General features: G+C 68.6%; 13 protein-coding genes and 2 pseudogenes. 10 read left to right on the top strand and 5 right to left on the bottom strand.

All coding sequences use genetic code 11. The features are described from left to right. Nucleotides 1-109: 109 nt before the first annotated feature. From RS883_RS16285 to RS883_RS16275, 3 genes are all read right to left on the bottom strand, one after another. The gene (locus RS883_RS16285; protein WP_315761228.1) at nt 110-1,036 is read right to left on the bottom strand and encodes a bifunctional riboflavin kinase/FAD synthetase; all 927 of its coding nucleotides are present in this window, start codon (nt 1,034-1,036) and stop codon (nt 110-112) included. 8 nt (nt 1,037-1,044) lie between these two features. After that, nucleotides 1,045-2,055, bottom strand: coding sequence for a dipeptidase (locus tag RS883_RS16280; protein WP_315761227.1), 1,011 nt, complete (start codon nt 2,053-2,055; stop codon nt 1,045-1,047). 197 nt (nt 2,056-2,252) lie between these two features. Continuing rightward, complete coding sequence (locus tag RS883_RS16275; RefSeq protein WP_315761226.1) at nt 2,253-2,711, bottom strand: dihydrofolate reductase; 459 nt, start codon at nt 2,709-2,711, stop codon at nt 2,253-2,255. A gap of 98 nt (nt 2,712-2,809) precedes the next feature. Here RS883_RS16275 and RS883_RS16270 point away from each other — a divergent pair, with 98 nt between their 5' ends. After that, nucleotides 2,810-4,129, top strand: a complete 1,320-nt coding sequence (locus tag RS883_RS16270) for a M24 family metallopeptidase (RefSeq protein WP_315761225.1) — start codon at nt 2,810-2,812, stop codon at nt 4,127-4,129. 59 nt (nt 4,130-4,188) lie between these two features. Here the strand turns inward: RS883_RS16270 and RS883_RS16265 are convergent, their stop codons facing one another. Then, the gene (locus tag RS883_RS16265) at nt 4,189-5,220 is read right to left on the bottom strand and encodes a hypothetical protein (protein WP_315761224.1); all 1,032 of its coding nucleotides are present in this window, start codon (nt 5,218-5,220) and stop codon (nt 4,189-4,191) included. A 231-nt stretch (nt 5,221-5,451) separates the two neighbouring features. Here RS883_RS16265 and RS883_RS16260 point away from each other — a divergent pair, with 231 nt between their 5' ends. The 9 genes and pseudogenes from RS883_RS16260 to RS883_RS16220 all read left to right on the top strand — a co-directional run bounded on the left by RS883_RS16260 (nt 5,452) and on the right by RS883_RS16220 (nt 12,745). Continuing rightward, entirely contained in the window at nt 5,452-5,991 is a 540-nt protein-coding gene (locus RS883_RS16260; protein ID WP_315761223.1) for a hypothetical protein, read from the top strand. Beyond that, nucleotides 5,988-7,310 (top strand): DNA-packaging protein, encoded by a 1,323-nt coding sequence (locus RS883_RS16255; protein ID WP_409977362.1) that lies wholly within the window; start codon nt 5,988-5,990, stop codon nt 7,308-7,310. Before RS883_RS16260 ends, RS883_RS16255 begins: the two co-directional genes overlap by 4 nt. 62 nt (nt 7,311-7,372) lie before the next feature. Then, nucleotides 7,373-7,720 (top strand): DUF6152 family protein, encoded by a 348-nt coding sequence (locus RS883_RS16250; RefSeq protein WP_315761222.1) that lies wholly within the window; start codon nt 7,373-7,375, stop codon nt 7,718-7,720. 79 nt (nt 7,721-7,799) lie between these two features. Further along, a complete protein-coding gene (locus RS883_RS16245; protein WP_315761221.1) occupies nt 7,800-8,099 on the top strand; it encodes a hypothetical protein in 300 nt (99 codons plus the stop codon). Continuing rightward, on the top strand, nt 8,096-8,893 hold the full coding sequence (locus RS883_RS16240; RefSeq protein WP_315761220.1) for a hypothetical protein: 798 nt from the start codon (nt 8,096-8,098) through the stop codon (nt 8,891-8,893). The genes RS883_RS16245 and RS883_RS16240 overlap by 4 nt, the downstream gene beginning before the upstream one ends. After that, nucleotides 8,788-10,158 carry a phage tail protein gene (locus RS883_RS16235; protein WP_315761219.1) on the top strand — a complete coding sequence of 457 codons (1,371 nt, stop codon included), beginning with the start codon at nt 8,788-8,790 and terminating at the stop codon, nt 10,156-10,158. Before RS883_RS16240 ends, RS883_RS16235 begins: the two co-directional genes overlap by 106 nt. 10 nt (nt 10,159-10,168) lie before the next feature. Then, nucleotides 10,169-10,672 carry a DUF2793 domain-containing protein gene (locus RS883_RS16230; RefSeq protein WP_315761218.1) on the top strand — a complete coding sequence of 168 codons (504 nt, stop codon included), beginning with the start codon at nt 10,169-10,171 and terminating at the stop codon, nt 10,670-10,672. 109 nt (nt 10,673-10,781) lie between these two features. Then, a pseudogene (locus tag RS883_RS16225) lies at nt 10,782-11,887 on the top strand (OmpA family protein). Between the two features lie 79 nt (nt 11,888-11,966). Further along, nucleotides 11,967-12,745 (top strand): annotated as a pseudogene (locus RS883_RS16220) (SDR family oxidoreductase). A gap of 5 nt (nt 12,746-12,750) precedes the next feature. Here the strand turns inward: RS883_RS16220 and RS883_RS16215 are convergent. Beyond that, nucleotides 12,751-16,008 carry an error-prone DNA polymerase gene (locus tag RS883_RS16215; protein WP_315765179.1) on the bottom strand — a complete coding sequence of 1,086 codons (3,258 nt, stop codon included), beginning with the start codon at nt 16,006-16,008 and terminating at the stop codon, nt 12,751-12,753. Nucleotides 16,009-16,265: the final 257 nt, after the last annotated feature.

The following is a 16,265-nucleotide window of genomic DNA, read 5'->3' as shown; positions in this document are numbered from 1 at the left end:
CGAGGGGGGCTTGTACCCTGGCGGAGGCCGGGGTCCAGTTGCGGTATCCTGGGCGGCTTCCACTTCGGCCTTCCCAACTGGGCCCCGGCCTTCGCCGGGGCACAAGGGGTCAGCTTGTCAGGATCTCGCGGGCTCGTGCGACGTCCTTGGCCATCTCAGCCTTGAGCGCGTCGAGGTCGTCGAACTTCGCTTCGGGGCGGAGGAAGTCGATCAGCGCGACCTCGATCACCTGGCCATAGAGGTCGCCGGAGAAGTCGAAGAAAAAGGGCTCGAGGAGCTCGACCGGCGCGCCCTCGATCGTCGGGCGGACGCCGAGATTGGCGGCGCCCATCAGGACGGTGCCGTCGGGGAGCGTGCCGCGGACGGCGTAGATGCCGTAGCGGGGGCGCAGATAGCTCGCCAGATCGAGGTTTGCGGTGGGGTAGCCGAGCTGGCGGCCGAGCTTGGCGCCGTGCTCCACCGTGCCGCGGATCGCGAAGGGGCGGGTGAGGAGGCGCGCTGCCTCGCGCGGTTCGCCGGCGATCAGGTGCCGGCGGATGCGGCTGGAGGAGACGGGTTCGCCGTCCAGCGTCACGGGGGCGACGGTATCGACGCCGAAGCCGTGGTCGCGGCCGAGCGCGGCGAGCATCGCCACGTCACCCTCGCGCCCCTTGCCGAAGGTGAAGTCGGTGCCGGTGACCACGCCGCCTGCACCGATCGAGCCGGCGAGGTGGCGGGCGAACGCGTCGGCGGTCATGCCGGCGAGCACTGCGTCGAACGGGAAGATCAGCATCGCATCAGCGCTGGCGGCGGCGAACAGCTCCGCGCGCTGGTCGAGGGTCGTCAGGCGAAAGGCGGGCGTGTCGGGCCTGAAGTAGCGCATCGGGTGCGGGTCGAAGGTGGCGACGATCGCCGGGCGTCCCTCGCCATGCGCGCGCTCGATCGCCCGGCCGATCACCGCCTGGTGGCCGAGGTGAAAGCCGTCGAAATTGCCGAGCGCGACGATCCCGCCGCGCAAGGGCGAAGGGACCGGCGAGCCGCCGTCCAGCCGCTCCATCGGCGCGCCTATAGGGATCGGGCCGGCGGCGGGGAAGGGGGACCAAAGGGCCGCATCCCCGCGCGGAGCAGGCGGACCGTGTTGCCGCCCATCACCTTGGCGATGTCGGCGTCCGAATAGCCGCGCTCGCGCAGCGTCTGAGTGATGACGGCGAGGCGCGAGGTGTCGAACCCCGTCGTCACGCTGCCGTCGAAGTCTGAGCCGAGGCCGACATGGTCGATGCCAGCGACGCGGCGGACATGGTCGATGGCGTCGACAATCGCGTTTGGCGCGGTCGAGCAGACGGCAGCGTCCCAATAGCCGATGCCGATCACCCCGCCGGTCCGCGCGATGCCGCGGATCTCGTCGTCGGTGAGGTTGCGGTTGACGCGGCACGTCGCCTGGACGCCGCCATGGCTGGAGACGACGGGGCGGCGGGCCATGGCGAGCGTTTCGGCGACCGATTGGTGGCTGGCATGCGCGACGTCGACGATCATGCCGAGCGCCTCCATCCGGCGCACGACCTGGCGACCGAGTGGGGTGAGGCCACCCTTCTTGAGGCCGTGCATCGATCCGGCGACTTCGTTGTCAAAGAAATGGGCGAGGCCGGCCATGCGGAAGCCGGCAGCGTACAGGCGATCGAGGTTGGCGAGCTTGCCCTCCAGGTTCTGGAGGCCCTCGACCGAGAGGATCGCGCCGACGACCTTTTGGCCGCGGGCGCGGTCGGCGAGGAGGGCGTCGAGCTCGCCCGGGTCGTTGATGATGCGCAGCGCGCCTTTGGAGCGTGCCTCGGCCCGTTCGAGCTTGGTCGCGTGCCAGAGCGAGCGTTCGAGGAGCGAGGTCCAGGTCTTGACCGGCTGGAGCTGGCCGATGGCGAGCCAGCGGATCTGGTCGGTGTCGGCGCCGTTGGCGTCGTAGTTCTGGCCCGCGGGCGTCTTGGTGACGGACGAGAAGACCTGGATCGCGACGTTGCCGGCGAGGAGGCGGGGGACGTCGACCTGGCCCTGGTCGGAAGGCTTTGAGATGTCGCGTTTCCACAACAGCGAATCTGCGTGGAGGTCTGCGATCGTCGAAGCTTGTCGTAAGAGGGTTTTGTTGGCGGGGGTGACGGCGGGGCAGAATTGAGGCGATCCGGTTCATCGATCGCTCTCTGAGCGATGCCGGGGCCCAGAAATTGCAAGAAGAGAGCTGGTGGCGGCCAGGGCGACGAGGGCGGCGATGACGAGGGCGGCGCGCTTCATCGGACAAGCGTCACGAAGCTGTGGGTGGGGTGGTCTTCGCGTGCGATCTCTCGCCAGTCGGTGAAGGGGGGCACGGTCGCGTCGCCCTCCGGCTCGGCGTGGACCTCGGTGAGTTCGATGCGGGTGGCTTGGGAGCGGTAGAGGGCGAAGATTTCGGCGCCGCCGATCACCGCGATCTCGGGTGCGTCACCGGCGAGGGTCAGGGCGGCATCGGGGGCGGCGGCGACCTCTGCGCCGGCTGCCTGCCAGCTAGTGTCACGCGTGAGGACGATGTGGCGGCGGCCGGGGAGGGGGCCGGGAAAGCTCTCAAAGGTCTTGCGGCCCATCACGAGGGGCTTGCCCATCGTCATCGCCTTGAAACGCTTCAGGTCGGCGGGGAGGTGCCAGGGCAGGCGCCCGTCGGCGCCGATCACGCCGTTGTCGGCGCGCGCGAGATAGAAGACGATGTCGGCCAAACGCTTTTTCCCCTGTTCCGGCGCGAAGCATGGGGCCCGCCGAGCGGCTTGGCAATCGCCGCGCGGCTTGCGAAGCTGGCGGCAAAGGGGAACGATTGATGGCATTGGCGGCGGCTTTGGCGATGATGGTGGCGGCGCCCAACGCGGGGCAACTGGGGGAGGATGCGCGGCCTCAAGTCCCCGCGATGCCGACTCTCCGCGAACAGGCGCGGACGATCGATGCCTCGCTGAAGGAGCGGCTGGAGACGGTGATCCCAGCGATCATGCGCGAGCGTGGCATGGATATGTGGGTGCTGGTCGCGCGGGAGAATTTTGAGGAGCCGGTCGTCGCGACGATGCTGGACTCGGAGGCGTTTTCGGCGCGGCGCAGGACTATTCTCGTCTTTTACGACCCGGGTCGGGGCAGGCCGGTCGAGCGGCTGACGGTCAGCCGGTATGGGATGGGCGGGTTGTTCGAGCCTGCCTGGGACCCGGCCAAGCAGCCCGACCAGTGGAAGGCGCTGGCCGCGATCGTGCGCGCGCGGGCGCCGAAGCGGATCGCGGTCAACAGCTCGCGAGCCTCCGCCTATGCCGACGGGATGACCTTGTCCGCGTGGGACGAGCTCAACGAAGCGCTGGCGCCTGCCGATCGCGCGCGGGTGGTGCGCGACGATACCCTGGCGATCCGCTGGCTGGAGAGCCGGTCGGCGGCCGAGCTTGCCGCCTATCCGCGGATCGTCGGCATGGCGCAGGCGATCATCGCCGAGGGGTTCTCCAACAAGGCGATCGTGCCCGGCCGCACGACCAGCGCGGACCTGGTCTGGTGGTATCGCGAGCGGATCGCGGGGCTGAAGCTGGAAACGTGGTTCCAGCCCTCCGTCGGGATCCAGCGACAGGGGGCCAGGGGGATGCTGGAGGGCGATACCGTGATCCGGCCGGGCGATCTGCTCTGGGTCGATTTCGGGATCGTGTCGGAGCGGCTGGCGACCGATACGCAGCACCTTGCCTATGTCCTGAAGCCGGGCGAGCGGGCGGCGCCGGCGGGGCTGCGCGCCGGCCTTGCCGCGGCCAACCGGTTGCAGGACATCACGATGGCATCGTTCCGCGCGGGCGACAGCGGCAACGCGATCCTGGCGCGCGCCCGCGCCGCGGCGATCGCGGCGGGCATTACCCCCAGCATCTATTCGCACCCGGTCGGCTTTCACGGGCACGCGGCGGGGAGTGCGATCGGTTTCTGGGACAATCAGGCGGCGGACCCGCGGGGGGCGGGGCCGGTGCGGGCGAACACGTGCTGGTCGATCGAGCTGATGGCCAAGGTGCCGGTGCCCGAATGGGGCGGGCAGGTAGTCGAGTTCCGGCAGGAGGAGGACGCGTTCTTTGACGGGCGCCACGTTCGGTGGCTGAATGGGCGGCAGACGGGGTTGTATCTGGTGCGGTGAGGGGGCTTTTAGGCGCGACGATCACAACTTGAACAGATATCGGAGCAATCTTAGTATCGTCAAGGATTGTTGGGCAATACTATCGTTGAAACATAATTTACGAGTAGTCCTATTATAAAGCTTAAAACGACACCTACAACTACTAAGCTAATTGAGGTTTTTGCTTTTCGCCGCGACTTTGATAGCTCCTTTATCGATTTTGCGTCACCATCAGTCAGGTCTAATCGGCCCGCCGGCTGCAACACGCGAAATAGAGTGTTGATCCGATCTGCGGCGATTGCGGCTATTATTGCAATCCCAATTGTCAAAGAAGCTACGATTAGTATATAGCGGATAGGAGTAATTAAATTGTTATATTGTTTTACCTCGAGGAATATGCTTGCTACAAGCATAGCAACAGCGGTGATCGGTATAGAATAGTTAACTGCTTTTGTGCAGATTGTCACAGCTTTTTCATCTAACGCTTCGTCATCTACAATCGTCATTCGTCTAACCCATTCGTCTAGAACGGATTGCACGCTTCTTGCAATCGATATGTCAGAGTACTCTATTGAACTTCGGCAATTTGGTCGAACAACTTTCACAGACGGTCCAAAAGTACTTCCAATATAGATAAAATCCTCGTCATATATTTCGAGGGTCTTCTTGTAAGACCTTGATTCGACAGTAACGCTAATTTTCAGTCTTTGGGCAATATTGTCTGCATCATTAATCTCAACTGGGCGAACGATCAGGAAGTCGTAGCTCAACACCAGATTGGTAGACCGAGCAGAAAGAACCCTGTTGTTTGATACTAGAAATTTCTCAACGTCCGAAAACTCTATGGTTTCTCCATTGTCAAGGCTCAGATTAGCTTTCGAACTCTGTCCCTTTATAGAATATTGGGAAACAGTCTGAAATATAAGATGATGAAGATCTTGAATAGAGTTTGCACTCAATGAGACTTGTGTCTTGTAGACTTTCTGCAGCGTATCTGTGCGACGCGTGATCTGATGATAAATCGCTTGGAAAGCCGCTATCGGCATCTTTGCAAGTGGAATAACCAGATTCCCGGATTCCCGCTCTTGATCGATAATCTCATCTGCCGCCATTCGATCGCCCCCTTGCAGTATTCAGCAAAATTCTTTTTCCTTATATGCCTTTGCACGGCAAGCAACTTCTCGTTCTCGGAAACAATACCGCGGCGGGTATAACCCATATGGCACATTTTGCTTGACAGCGTGACGCTGTTGTGGCACATGCAGCCACGCTGGAGAATTGCGAATCGGGCCGGGGCGGGGACGCTTTCCGGCCCGTTTTCGTTGGGGCGGGGGCCTTTTGACATGGCGGATGAATTCATCACCGGCGGCCCGTGCAGGCCGCCGCAAGTTCGGCGTGCCGAGCGAGGCTGGACGGCAAAGCGGCGCGAGGCCTTTCTTGGCGTGCTCGCCGCGTCGGCCAATGTGCGGCTGGCGGCGCGCAGCCTGGGCATCGACCCGGGAGGTGCCTACCGGCTTCGCGCACGGGACAAGACATTCGCCGCGCTCTGGGCCGAGGCGATGGCACTGGGATATGAGACGATCGAACAGGCGTTGATCGAGCGGGCGCGCGGGGGCGCCAACGCAATCGCGATCGACGGACTAGCGGTCGGACTGACCCTGACCGGCGAGCTGGATGGAGACGTCCATGCGCCGCCGCCGGCGACGATCAACGACGGGCAGGTCGAAATGGACGTGAAGCTGGCGATGTGGCTGCTCGATCGGCAGGACAGGCGCGGCGGGCGGGTCGCTGGCGGCGTGCAGGGTCCCGCCCCGACTCGCGCAACGGTCGAGGCGAAGATCGCCCACAAGCTGGACATGCTTGCCAAGCGGCGCAAGCGGTGACGCGGCGGGCAGAGGGCCGCGATCTCTATGCCGAACTGAGCGCGCTGGATGCCGACGACCGGCGGCTGGTATTCGACATCCTCAAGGAGCGCGAGCTCGACGTGCTCGACGAGGCGTGGGAGGCCTGGGCGCATGACGGGCAGCTGGCGCCGCCGGGCGACTGGGCGATCTGGCTGATCCGCGCCGGGCGCGGGTTCGGCAAGACGCGGGCGGGGGCCGAATGGGTGAGCGCGGTGGCGCGGGCCAACCAGGGGTGCCGGATCGCGCTGGTCGGCGGCTCGATCGAGGAAGTGCGGCGCGTGATGATCGAGGGGCCGAGCGGGCTGCTCGCCGTCGCGCATGCGGGCGAGCGGGCGGGGACGACGTTCAAGAACGGGGTGCTGCGGTTCGCCAACAAGGCGACGGCTCATGTCTATTCGGCGGCCTCGCCCGAGGGGCTGCGCGGGCCGGAACACCATTTCGCCTGGGCGGACGAGCTGGGCAAATGGCGGGCGCGGGCGGGCGCGGCGGCGTGGGACAATCTGCGGCTGGGGCTCCGGCTGGGCGAGGCGCCGCGGATGCTGGTGACGACGACGCCGCGGCCGACCGCGCTGATGCGCCGGGTGATGCGGCTGGACGGGCTGGTGCAGACCTTGGGGCGGACGCGGGACAACCCGCATCTGCCGGGCAGCTTCGTCGCGGCGATGGTCGCCGATTATGGCGGCACGCGGCTGGGGCGGCAGGAGCTGGACGGCGAACTGGTCGAGGATGTCGCGGGGGCGCTGTGGACGCGGGCCCTGATCGAGGGGTGCCGGGCGCGGGCGACGCCTGAGTTGGTGCGCGTGGTCGTGGGGGTGGATCCGCCGGCGGGTACGGAAGGCGATGCGTGCGGGATCGTCGCGGCGGGGCTGGGCGCGGACGGGCGCGGCTATGTGATCGAGGATGCGAGCGTCGCGGGTGCCTCGCCCGAGGGCTGGGCGCGCGCGGTGGTGGCGTGCGCTTCGAGGCACTCGGCGGAGCGGGTGGTGGCGGAAGTGAACCAGGGCGGCGCGATGGTGGCGAGCGTGCTGCGCGCGGTCGAGGCGACGTTGCCGGTGCGCGGGGTCCACGCGACGCGGGGCAAGGCGGCGCGGGCGGAACCGGTGGCGGCTTTGTACGAGCAGGGGCGGGTTCGCCACGTCGGCGCGTTCCCGGCGCTGGAGGACGAGCTGTGCGGGCTGGTGGCGGGCGGCGGATATGAGGGGCCGGGCCGCTCGCCCGACCGGGCGGACGCGTGCGTCTGGGCCTTGACCGAGCTGATGCTGGCGCGGCGCGGGCGCGTGGCGGTGAGCGGGGTTTGAGGGGCGCACATCGCGGCGAAAGCGTATAGAGTGCGCCGCAGACCAGACCGAGGAGAGAACCCATGTTCCGTCCGTTCGTCGTCGCCGCGGCGCTGGCCGCGATCCCCGTCGCCGCCGTCGCGCACCATGGCTGGAGCTCGTATGACGAGACCAGGCCGATCACCGTGACCGGGCCGCTCAAGTCGGTGGTGTGGGGCAATCCGCACGGCACCGCCCGCATGACCTATCAGAAGAAGGACTGGGACGTGGTGCTCGCGCCGACCAGCCGGATGACCGCGCGCGGGCTGAACGCCGAGTCGATCAACAAGGGGCAGCGGGTGACGCTGACCGGCTATGGGCGGCGCGACGGGACGCCGGAGATGCGGATCGAGCGGATCACGGTGGGCAAGACGACGGTCGAGCTGCGCTGATGCGCAGGGCGGCCTGACCGGACGTGGAGGCGCTGATCCTGTCGGTCGTCGGCGCGATCGATGCGTCGGGGATCGGGCCGTGGTCGCGAGGGTCGACGAGGCAGGCGGGGCGCTGGCGGCGGGGACTTACGGCGTTGATATCGACGGCGACGGCGATGGCTGGGTGCGGGTGAGCGGGGCGTCGCGGGTCGTGGTGGTGCGGCTGAATGCCGGGCTGGCGAGCGACTGGGCGGGGCTGCCGGGGGCGATCGCGGGCGGGATCGTGCGGCTGGCGGCGCATCGCTTCGAGGCGCGGGGCGGCGATGCGGCGCCGCCGGCGGCGGTAGCGGCGTTGTGGCGGCCGTGGCGGCGGCTGCGGCTGGCGGGGGTGCGGGCATGAGCGCGGCGCGATTGCACGCCGCGATCGCCGAGGCGCTGGCGGCGCATCCGGGGCTGACCGAGCTCGCCGTCCAGACCTCCTCCTATGGCAGCGAGATCCCGCATCTGTTCGGGACGATGCGCGTTGCGGGGACGGTGATCTGGGCGACCGACCTCATTGAGACGCGCAGCACCGACGATGGCGGGAAGGGCGCGCCCGACACGGTGCGCTATACCTATTCGGCGTCGCTGGCGGTGCTGTTGTCGGCGCGGCCGATCCGCGAGGTGCGGCGGATCTGGGCGGACGGCAAGCTGCTGCGCGGCGCGGGCGGCGACTTCAAGGCGGCAACGGGGTTCCGGCTGTACCTGGGCAGCGAGACCCAAGCGCCCGATCCGCTGATCGCGAGCGCGGTGGGGCCGGGGCGGGCAACGGCGATGCGCGGACAGGCCTATGCCGTGTTCGAGGGGTTGCAGCTGGCCGACTTCGCCAACCGCATTCCGTCACTGACGTTCGAGGTGGTGGCGGACGAAGGCTGGGTCGATCCGGCCGACATCGCCGCGGCGATGGGCGAAGGCCGGGTTTCGGGCGAGGGGCCGCTGGGGCCGCCGCTGGGCGGGTTCTCCGCCTATGGCGGGTCGCGGGCGGCGGTGCTGGAGACGCTGGCGGCGGCGAGCGGCGGCTGGTTCGCGGCCGAGGGCGGCGGCGTGGGATGCGCGGCGGGAGCGGGTCGGCGATTGTGGTCGAGGATCAGGGGCTGGGCGGCGCGCGGGGCGTGCGCGCGGTGGCGCCGGCGGACCAGGCGCCCAAGTCCGTGACGGTCGGGCATTACGATGCGGCGCGCGATTATCAGGCGGGGCTCCAGCGCGCGGGCCGACCGGGGGCGGGATGGCGCGAGCGGCACGAGGAGCTGCCCGCGGTGCTGCCCGCGCACACCGCCAAGCAGGTGGCGGCGGCGATCCTGGCGCGGGCGGACGCCGATCGGCTGCGGCGGCGCGTGGCGTGCGGGTGGGAAGGCCTTGCCATCGCGCCGGGTGCGCGGGTGCGGGTCGAGGGCGACGCGACCTTGTGGCGGGTGACCGGCTGGAGCCTGGAGGCGATGGCGGTCGAGCTGGAACTCGCGCCGATCGCGCTGGCGACGGCGAGTGCGGCGGCCGATCCGGGAACGGTGGCGCGGCCCCCCGATCTGCCGCGCGGGCGGACGGTGCTGGTCGCGGCGGAACTGCCGCCCCTGTCGGGCGAGCTGCCGACGCGGCCGCAGCTGACAATCGTCGCGGGCGGGACGGAACCGGGCTGGCGCGGCGCGACGCTGATGCTGAGCGAGGATGGCGGGGTGAGCTGGCAGGCGGCGGCGCAGTTGCGGGCGCCGGGCGTGGTGGGCGAGGTGGCGGTGCCGCCGAGCGTGGGACTGGCGTCGATCGAGGATCGGCGGTCGGCGATCGTTGTCGATCTGGCGCATGCCGACATGACGCTGGCGGGAGCGCTGCGACGGCGCAGGTCGATGCAGGCGACAATCTGGCGCTGTCGGGCGGGAACTGATCCAGTTCGGTGGGGCCGAGCAAATCGGCATCGCGGCGCTGGCGGCGCTGACGCGGCTATGGCGCAGGCGGCAGGGGACGGAGGCGGCGATCAAGGCGCATCTGGCGGGAACCGTTCGCGCTGCTGCGGCCGACAGCGTGACAGTGCTGCCGGTACGGCGGGCGCGATCGGCGCGGTGCTGAAGCTCGCGCCGTCGAGCGTCGGCGATACTGGGCCGCTGGTCGTGAGCGAGGCGGCGATCACCGGCGCGTCGGTGGTGCCGCCGTCACCCGTCCACCTGCGCGCGGCACCGGTCGAGGGCGGCGGGCACCGGCTGACCTGGGTGCGGCGGAGCCGGGCGGGCTGGCGATGGGAGGACGCGGTCGATGCGGCGCTCGTCGAGGAGCGCGAGCGCTATCGCATCCGCATCGACGGCGGCGCGCTAGTTCCGGGGGTCGCCGAGACCGATGTGGCGGCGCTGTCGCTGCCCGCGGGCACGATTGCCGCGGAACTGGTGCAGATCGGCACCCATGGCGCCTCCGCGCCCGCCACCATCATCATCTGAGGAGTAGGCCATGGCCGAGGAACGGACTGATCGCCACGCGCTGCCGCTATTGCAGGCGGGGCAGGCGCAAAAGGAGATGACGCACAACGAGGCATTGGTGCTGCTCGACCTGATCGCGGGCGCCGCGGCCGAGGCGGTGGCCGAGGTGCCGCCATCGGCGCCCGAGCCCGGTCAGTGCTGGATCGTGGGGGCGACGCCGGTCGGCGCCTGGACCGGGCAGGCGGATGCGCTGGCCGGATGGACCGAAAGCGGATGGCGCTTCGTGGTTCCGCGCGAGGGGCTTTCGGTGTGGCTGGCGGCAGCGGGATGCACCGCCGCGTGGCAGGGCGGGGCATGGCGGATCGGCGCGGCGCACGCGCGCTCGCTGTCGGTCGACGGGACGCAAGTGGTTGGCGCGCAACAGCCCGCGATCGCCGACCCGGCGGGCGGGGGCACCGTCGATGCGGAGGCGAGGGCCACGCTCGCGGCGATCCTGGCGGCGCTCCGGACCCACGGCCTGGTCGCCCCGGCGTGATGTTGCGTTCCTGCAACAGTCGCGGATTTGTTTCGCTTGCGTGGAAACCAAGCCAAATGTAGTGAGTTTGCGCTGTCCGTAGTGACAACCTAGAAAGGGGAATATCCAGATGCGGAAGCTTGCCGTAGCTGTGGCGCTTGCGACCACGGCACTCAGCACGCCCGCCCTTGCCCGCGACGGCGCGTGGTATGTGGGCATCGAGGGCGGCGCGATGATTGTCGAGGATATCGACTTCACGCTCGCTGACACCAATACCCAGGTTCTCAGCACCGATTCCAACTATGGTTGGGACGTCGACGGCATCGTCGGCTATGACTTCGGTGCGTTCCGCCTCGAGGCCGAAGTCGGCTATCGTCGCGCCAACGCCGAAGAGCACCAGACCTCGGTCGCGCTCGGCGGCATCCCGGCCGGCATCTATGGCGACGACCGCGCCTATGGCCGCGCCTCGGCGCTCAGCTTCATGCTGAACGGCCTTATCGACTTCGGTGCTGACGACGGCCTGCAGGGCTTCGTCGGCGGCGGTGCCGGTGTGGCTCGCGTCAAGTACGAGAACTACGGCATCGCGCCGGCGGCTGCGCTGCTGGACGACAGCGACACCGTGTTCGCGTGGCAGGCGATTGCGGGTGTCCGCGCGCCGCTCAGCGAGAACGTCGACGTCTCGGTCAAGTACCGCTTCTTCAACGCCGACGACGTCACCACGGTGGCGAACAACGGCGTGACGCTGGACTCGCGCTTCCACGCTCGCACGGCATCCTCGGTGGTCTGATCTTCAACTTCGGCGAGCCGACCCGCCGCCGCCGCCGCCGCCGCCGCCCCCGCCGCCTCCCAGCCGCCGCCGCCTCCGCCGCCATGGCAGGGGTCGTCTGCACCCCGGGGCCGTACATCGTGTTCTTCGAGTGGGATCGCTCGGACATCACGCCTGAGGCTGCGAGCATTCTCGACAACGCCATCTCGGCGTACCAGAATTGCGGCAACGCGCAGGTCATGCTGGCCGGCCACGCCGACAAGTCGGGTTCGGCTTCGTACAACGTCGGCCTCTCGCAGCGTCGTGCGGACTCGGTCCGTTCGTACATGTCGGGTCGCGGCATCCCCGATGGCAACATCTCGACCGAAGCGTTCGGTGAGAGCCGCCCGCGCGTCGACACCGCCGACGGTGTGCGCGAGCTGCAGAACCGCCGCGTGGAAGTCACCTACGGTCCCGGCGCGGGCATGTAATCGCGCCGGTCCCGATGGGACTGGAAATTGGGGGAGGCCGGGCAACCGGCCTCCCCTTTTTCGTGATTGGAGCAGGTTCATGCAGCGGCTGGCGGGAAAGACGTGCGTCGTCACCGGGGCGGCCGCGGGATCGGTCGCGGCATCGCCGAGCGGTTCCGTGACGAGGGCGCCGATGTCGTCCTGACCGACATCGACGAGGCGGCCGGGCGTGTCGCGGCAGCGACGCTGGGTTGCCGTTTCGAACGGCTCGATGTCGCGGAAGAAGGCGATTGGCACCGGCTGGCCATGATCGTGCCGCAGGTCGACGTGGTGGTGAACAATGCCGGCATCACCGGCTTCGAGGCGGGGGCGGTCGCGCATGATCCCGAGCGGGCGACGCTGGCCGACTGGCGGGCGGTGCACCGCGTCAATCTGGACGGCACGTTCCTTGGCTGTCGCTATGCGATCGGTGCGATGAAGGCGGGCGGGGCGGGATCGATCATCAACATCTCGTCGCGGTCGGGCCTGGTCGGGATCCCGCTGGCGGCCGCCTATGCCTCGTCCAAGGCGGCGGTGCGCAACCACAGCAAGTCGGTCGCGCTCTACTGCGCGCAGCAGGGGTGGGCGATCCGCTGCAACTCGATCCATCCGGCCGCGATCCTGACGCCGATGTGGGAGGCGATGATCGGCAGCGGAGAGGATCGTGAGGCGCGGATGGGGGCACTGGTCGCCGACACGCCGCTCAAGCGGTTCGGTACGGTCGAGGAAGTGGCGGCGGTCGCGGCGATGCTGGCGTCGGACGAGGCGGCGTACATCACCGGGGCCGAGTTCAATATCGACGGCGGGTTGCTGGCGGGATCGGCGGCGTCGCCCGGCTGAAGGCTTTAGTGAAAGTCGCGGGTCTTCTGGCGGATCGCGTCTTCCGGATCGCAGCCGGTACGGAAGGCGGGGTGGTAGAGGCTGCGCCCCTTGGGACGCCATTCGGGATCCCCGCGATCGGGCGAGCCGCCGCCGACGGGCCGGGCAAGCCGCGGCATGTCGATCTCTCCGATCGTGTGGAGCATCGGGGTGAGGTCGGTGAGCGTGTCGGCGATGACGTGGATCACTTCGCCCTCGCGCTGCATGCGTCCGCGCACGCCGAGCATCGCCGACGACATGACGGTGCGGCGATTGGCCTCGAACCGGTCGGGCCAGAGGATGATGTTGCCGATGCCGGTCTCGTCCTCGATCGTGATGAAGAGGACGCCCTTGGCGCTGCCGGGCTTTTGCCGGACGAGCACGATGCCGGCGAGGTCGAGATGCGTGCCGTCCTTCAGCTGCTTGAGGTCGCCGCAGCGGGTGACGCGCGCGCGGGTGAGCTCGTCGCGGAGGAACGACAGCGGATGCGCGCGCAGCGACAGCTGGGTCGAGCGGTAATCCTCCACCACCTCCCGCCCCGCGGTCAGCGGGTCGAGCGCGACGGCGACCTCCTCTAGCTCGGGCTGGGGCTGGTCGGCGCGAGCGTCGGCGGCGGCGAAGAGGGGGAGCGGCTCGGCGCCGAGGCCCTTGATCGTCCAGAGCGCCTGTCGCCGGTCGAGGCCGAGCGCATGGAAGCCGTCGGCGCGTGCGATCCGCTCGAGCGCGGCGAGCGGAACGCCGGAGCGGCGCCAGGCATCCTCGATCGAGACGAAGGGGCGATCGCCGCGGGCCGCGACGATCCGCGCGCCGTGATCGTTGGAGAGGCCGGCGACGACGCGCAGGCCCAGGCGGAGCGGCAGCTGGCCCTGACCGTGCCCCACCATTCGCGTGTCCCAGCGGCTGTCGTTGATGCAGACGGGGCGCACTTCGACCCCATGCTCGCGCGCGTCGCGAACGATCTGAGCGGGGGCGTAGAAGCCCATCGGCTGCGCGTTCATCAGCGCGGCGCAGAAGATGTCGGGATGATGGCACTTCATCCAAGACGAGGCGTAGGCGATCTTGGCAAAGGAGGCGGCGTGGCTTTCGGGGAAGCCATAGCTGCCGAACCCCTCGATCTGCTTGACCAGCCGGTCGGCGAAGTCGAGCGCGATGCCGTTGGCCTGCATGCCGGCGATGAGCTTGTCACGAAACTCGCCGACGCCGCCGGTGAATTTGAAGGTCGCCATTGCGCGGCGGAGGCGATCGGCCTCGTCCGGGGTAAAGCCCGCGCCCTTGATCGCGACCTGCATCGCCTGTTCCTGGAAGAGGGGGACGCCGAGCGTCTTTTCGAGGACCTCGCGGAGCGCCGGGCTGGGGTATTCGATGTCGGCGTGGGGGTCGCGGCGCTTCAACTCGCGGCGCTTGAGGTAGGGGTGGACCATGTCGCCCTGGATCGGGCCGGGGCGGACGATCGCCACCTGGATCGCGATGTCGTAGAAGTTGGTGGGCTTCATCCGCGGCAGCATCGCCATCTGCGCGCGGCTCTCGATCTGGAACACGCCCAATGTGTCGGCGCGGCGGATCATCTCGAAGGTCGGCCCGTCCTCGTCCTGGAGATCGGGCGAGGCGAGCGTGAGGTGCGTGTCCTTGTGGTCGGCGAGGAGGTCGAAGGCGCGGCGCATGCAGCCGAGCATGCCGAGGCCGAGAATGTCGACCTTCATGAAGCCGAGCGCCTCGATATCCTCCTTTTCCCATTCGACGGCGCGGCGGTCGACCATCGCCGCGGGTTCGATGGGCACGAGGTCGTCGAGCCGGTCGCGGGTGAGGACGAAGCCGCCGGGATGCTGCGACAAATGCCGGGGCGTGCCGATCAGCTCGCGCGCAAGCGACAGCGTCATGGCGATGCGCGGGTCGGCGGCGTCGAGGTTGAGCGCCTCTGCATGCTGCTCCCCCACGCCCTCGGCCGACCAGCCCCAGACCTGACCCGCCAGCGCGCCGGTCAGATCCTCGGGCAGGCCGAGCGCCTTGCCCACCTCCCGCACCGCACCGCGCGCGCGGAAGCGGCTGACGACGGCGGTGAGCGCGGCATGGTCGTGGCCATAGGTTTCGTAGATCCACTGGATCACTTCCTCGCGCCGCTCATGCTCGAAATCGACGTCGATGTCGGGCGGCTCGCCGCGGTTCTCCGAGATGAAGCGCTCGAACAGGAGCTTGTGTTTGACCGGATCGATCGAGGTAATGCCGAGGACGAAGCAGATTACCGAATTGGCGGCGGAACCGCGGCCCTGACAGAGGATGTCCTGGCTGCGCGCGAACTGGACAATCGAGTGGACGGTGAGGAAATAGCGGGCATAGCCCATGCGCTCGACCAGGCGGAGCTCGTGCTCGAGCAGACTGGTATAGGCCTCGGGCGGGGTGCCGTCGAAGCGGTCGTCCAGCGCGCGGCGCGCCATCAGCGACAGCGCCTCCTGCGGGCTCTTGCCCGACATCACGACCTCGTCGGGATATTGGTAGCTGAGCTCGCGCGGGGAAAAGGTGCAGCGTTCGGCGATGGTGTGGCCGGCGGCGAGCGCCTGGGGCAGGTGCGCGAAGCGGCGCGCCATCTCCTCAGGGGGCATGAGGTGGCCGTCGCCGATGCGGGTGCGGCGAGCGCCGAGCGCGTCGATCGTCGTCTTTTCGCGGATCGCGGTGACGACGTCGTGGAGCAGCCGCCGGTCGGGGTGGTGATAACGCACGTCGCCGGTCGCAAGCGGGGCGAGGCCGTGTGCGGCGGCGGCGCTCGCCAGCGCGTCCAGCCGGCGGACATCGTCGGGGCGGCGGTGCCAGGTGAGCGCGACATGGCCATCGCGCCCGAACAGGTCGGCGACCCAGCGCATCCCCGTCTCGTCGGCGAACTCGGCAGCGCGCGGGACGAGCGCGGCGACGAGGCCGCCGGCATGCGCGGCGATGTCCTCCCAATGGAGGAAGCACTGCCCCTTTTCGCCGCGGCGGCGATCGGCGCGTCCCTTGCCGAGGGTGAGGAGCCGGGTGAGGTAGCTCCAGCCGGCGCGATCCTGCGGCCAGACGAGCAGCGAGCGGCCGTCGACAAGGTCGAGGCGGCAGCCGGCGACCATGCGGACCGGCCGCGCTTGTGCCGATACCTTCTCGGCCGCGTCCATCGCGCGGACGATGCCGGCGACCGAGTTGCGGTCGGTGATGCCGAGCACGCCATGCCCCATCTCGCTGGCGGTCGCGAACAGCTCCTCGGCTGACGAAGCCCCGCGCAGGAACGAGAAATGCGTCGTGACCTGGAGCTCGGCATAGAGTCGGCGGGGGCATGTGGGGTGGCGAACGCGGGTGCAGCGTGCACTTGTACACCAGGCTCCCGCCTGCGCGGGAGTACATTCGTAATTTCGAGTTTCCTCAGCCTCGTACCCCGGCGGAGGCCGGGGTCCAGCTGGGAAGGCTTCTCGGTTAAGCGCTGCGTGCCATTACGCTCGGCGCCTCCTTTGGACTGGCCTTCGCCGAGAATATGAAAGTCGTG

The sequence above is a fragment of the Sphingomonas sp. Y38-1Y genome (assembly GCF_032391395.1).
In the GTDB taxonomy this organism is placed as follows: Bacteria; Pseudomonadota; Alphaproteobacteria; order Sphingomonadales; family Sphingomonadaceae; genus Sphingomonas.
This window is presented reverse-complemented; position numbering and strand designations above follow the sequence as displayed.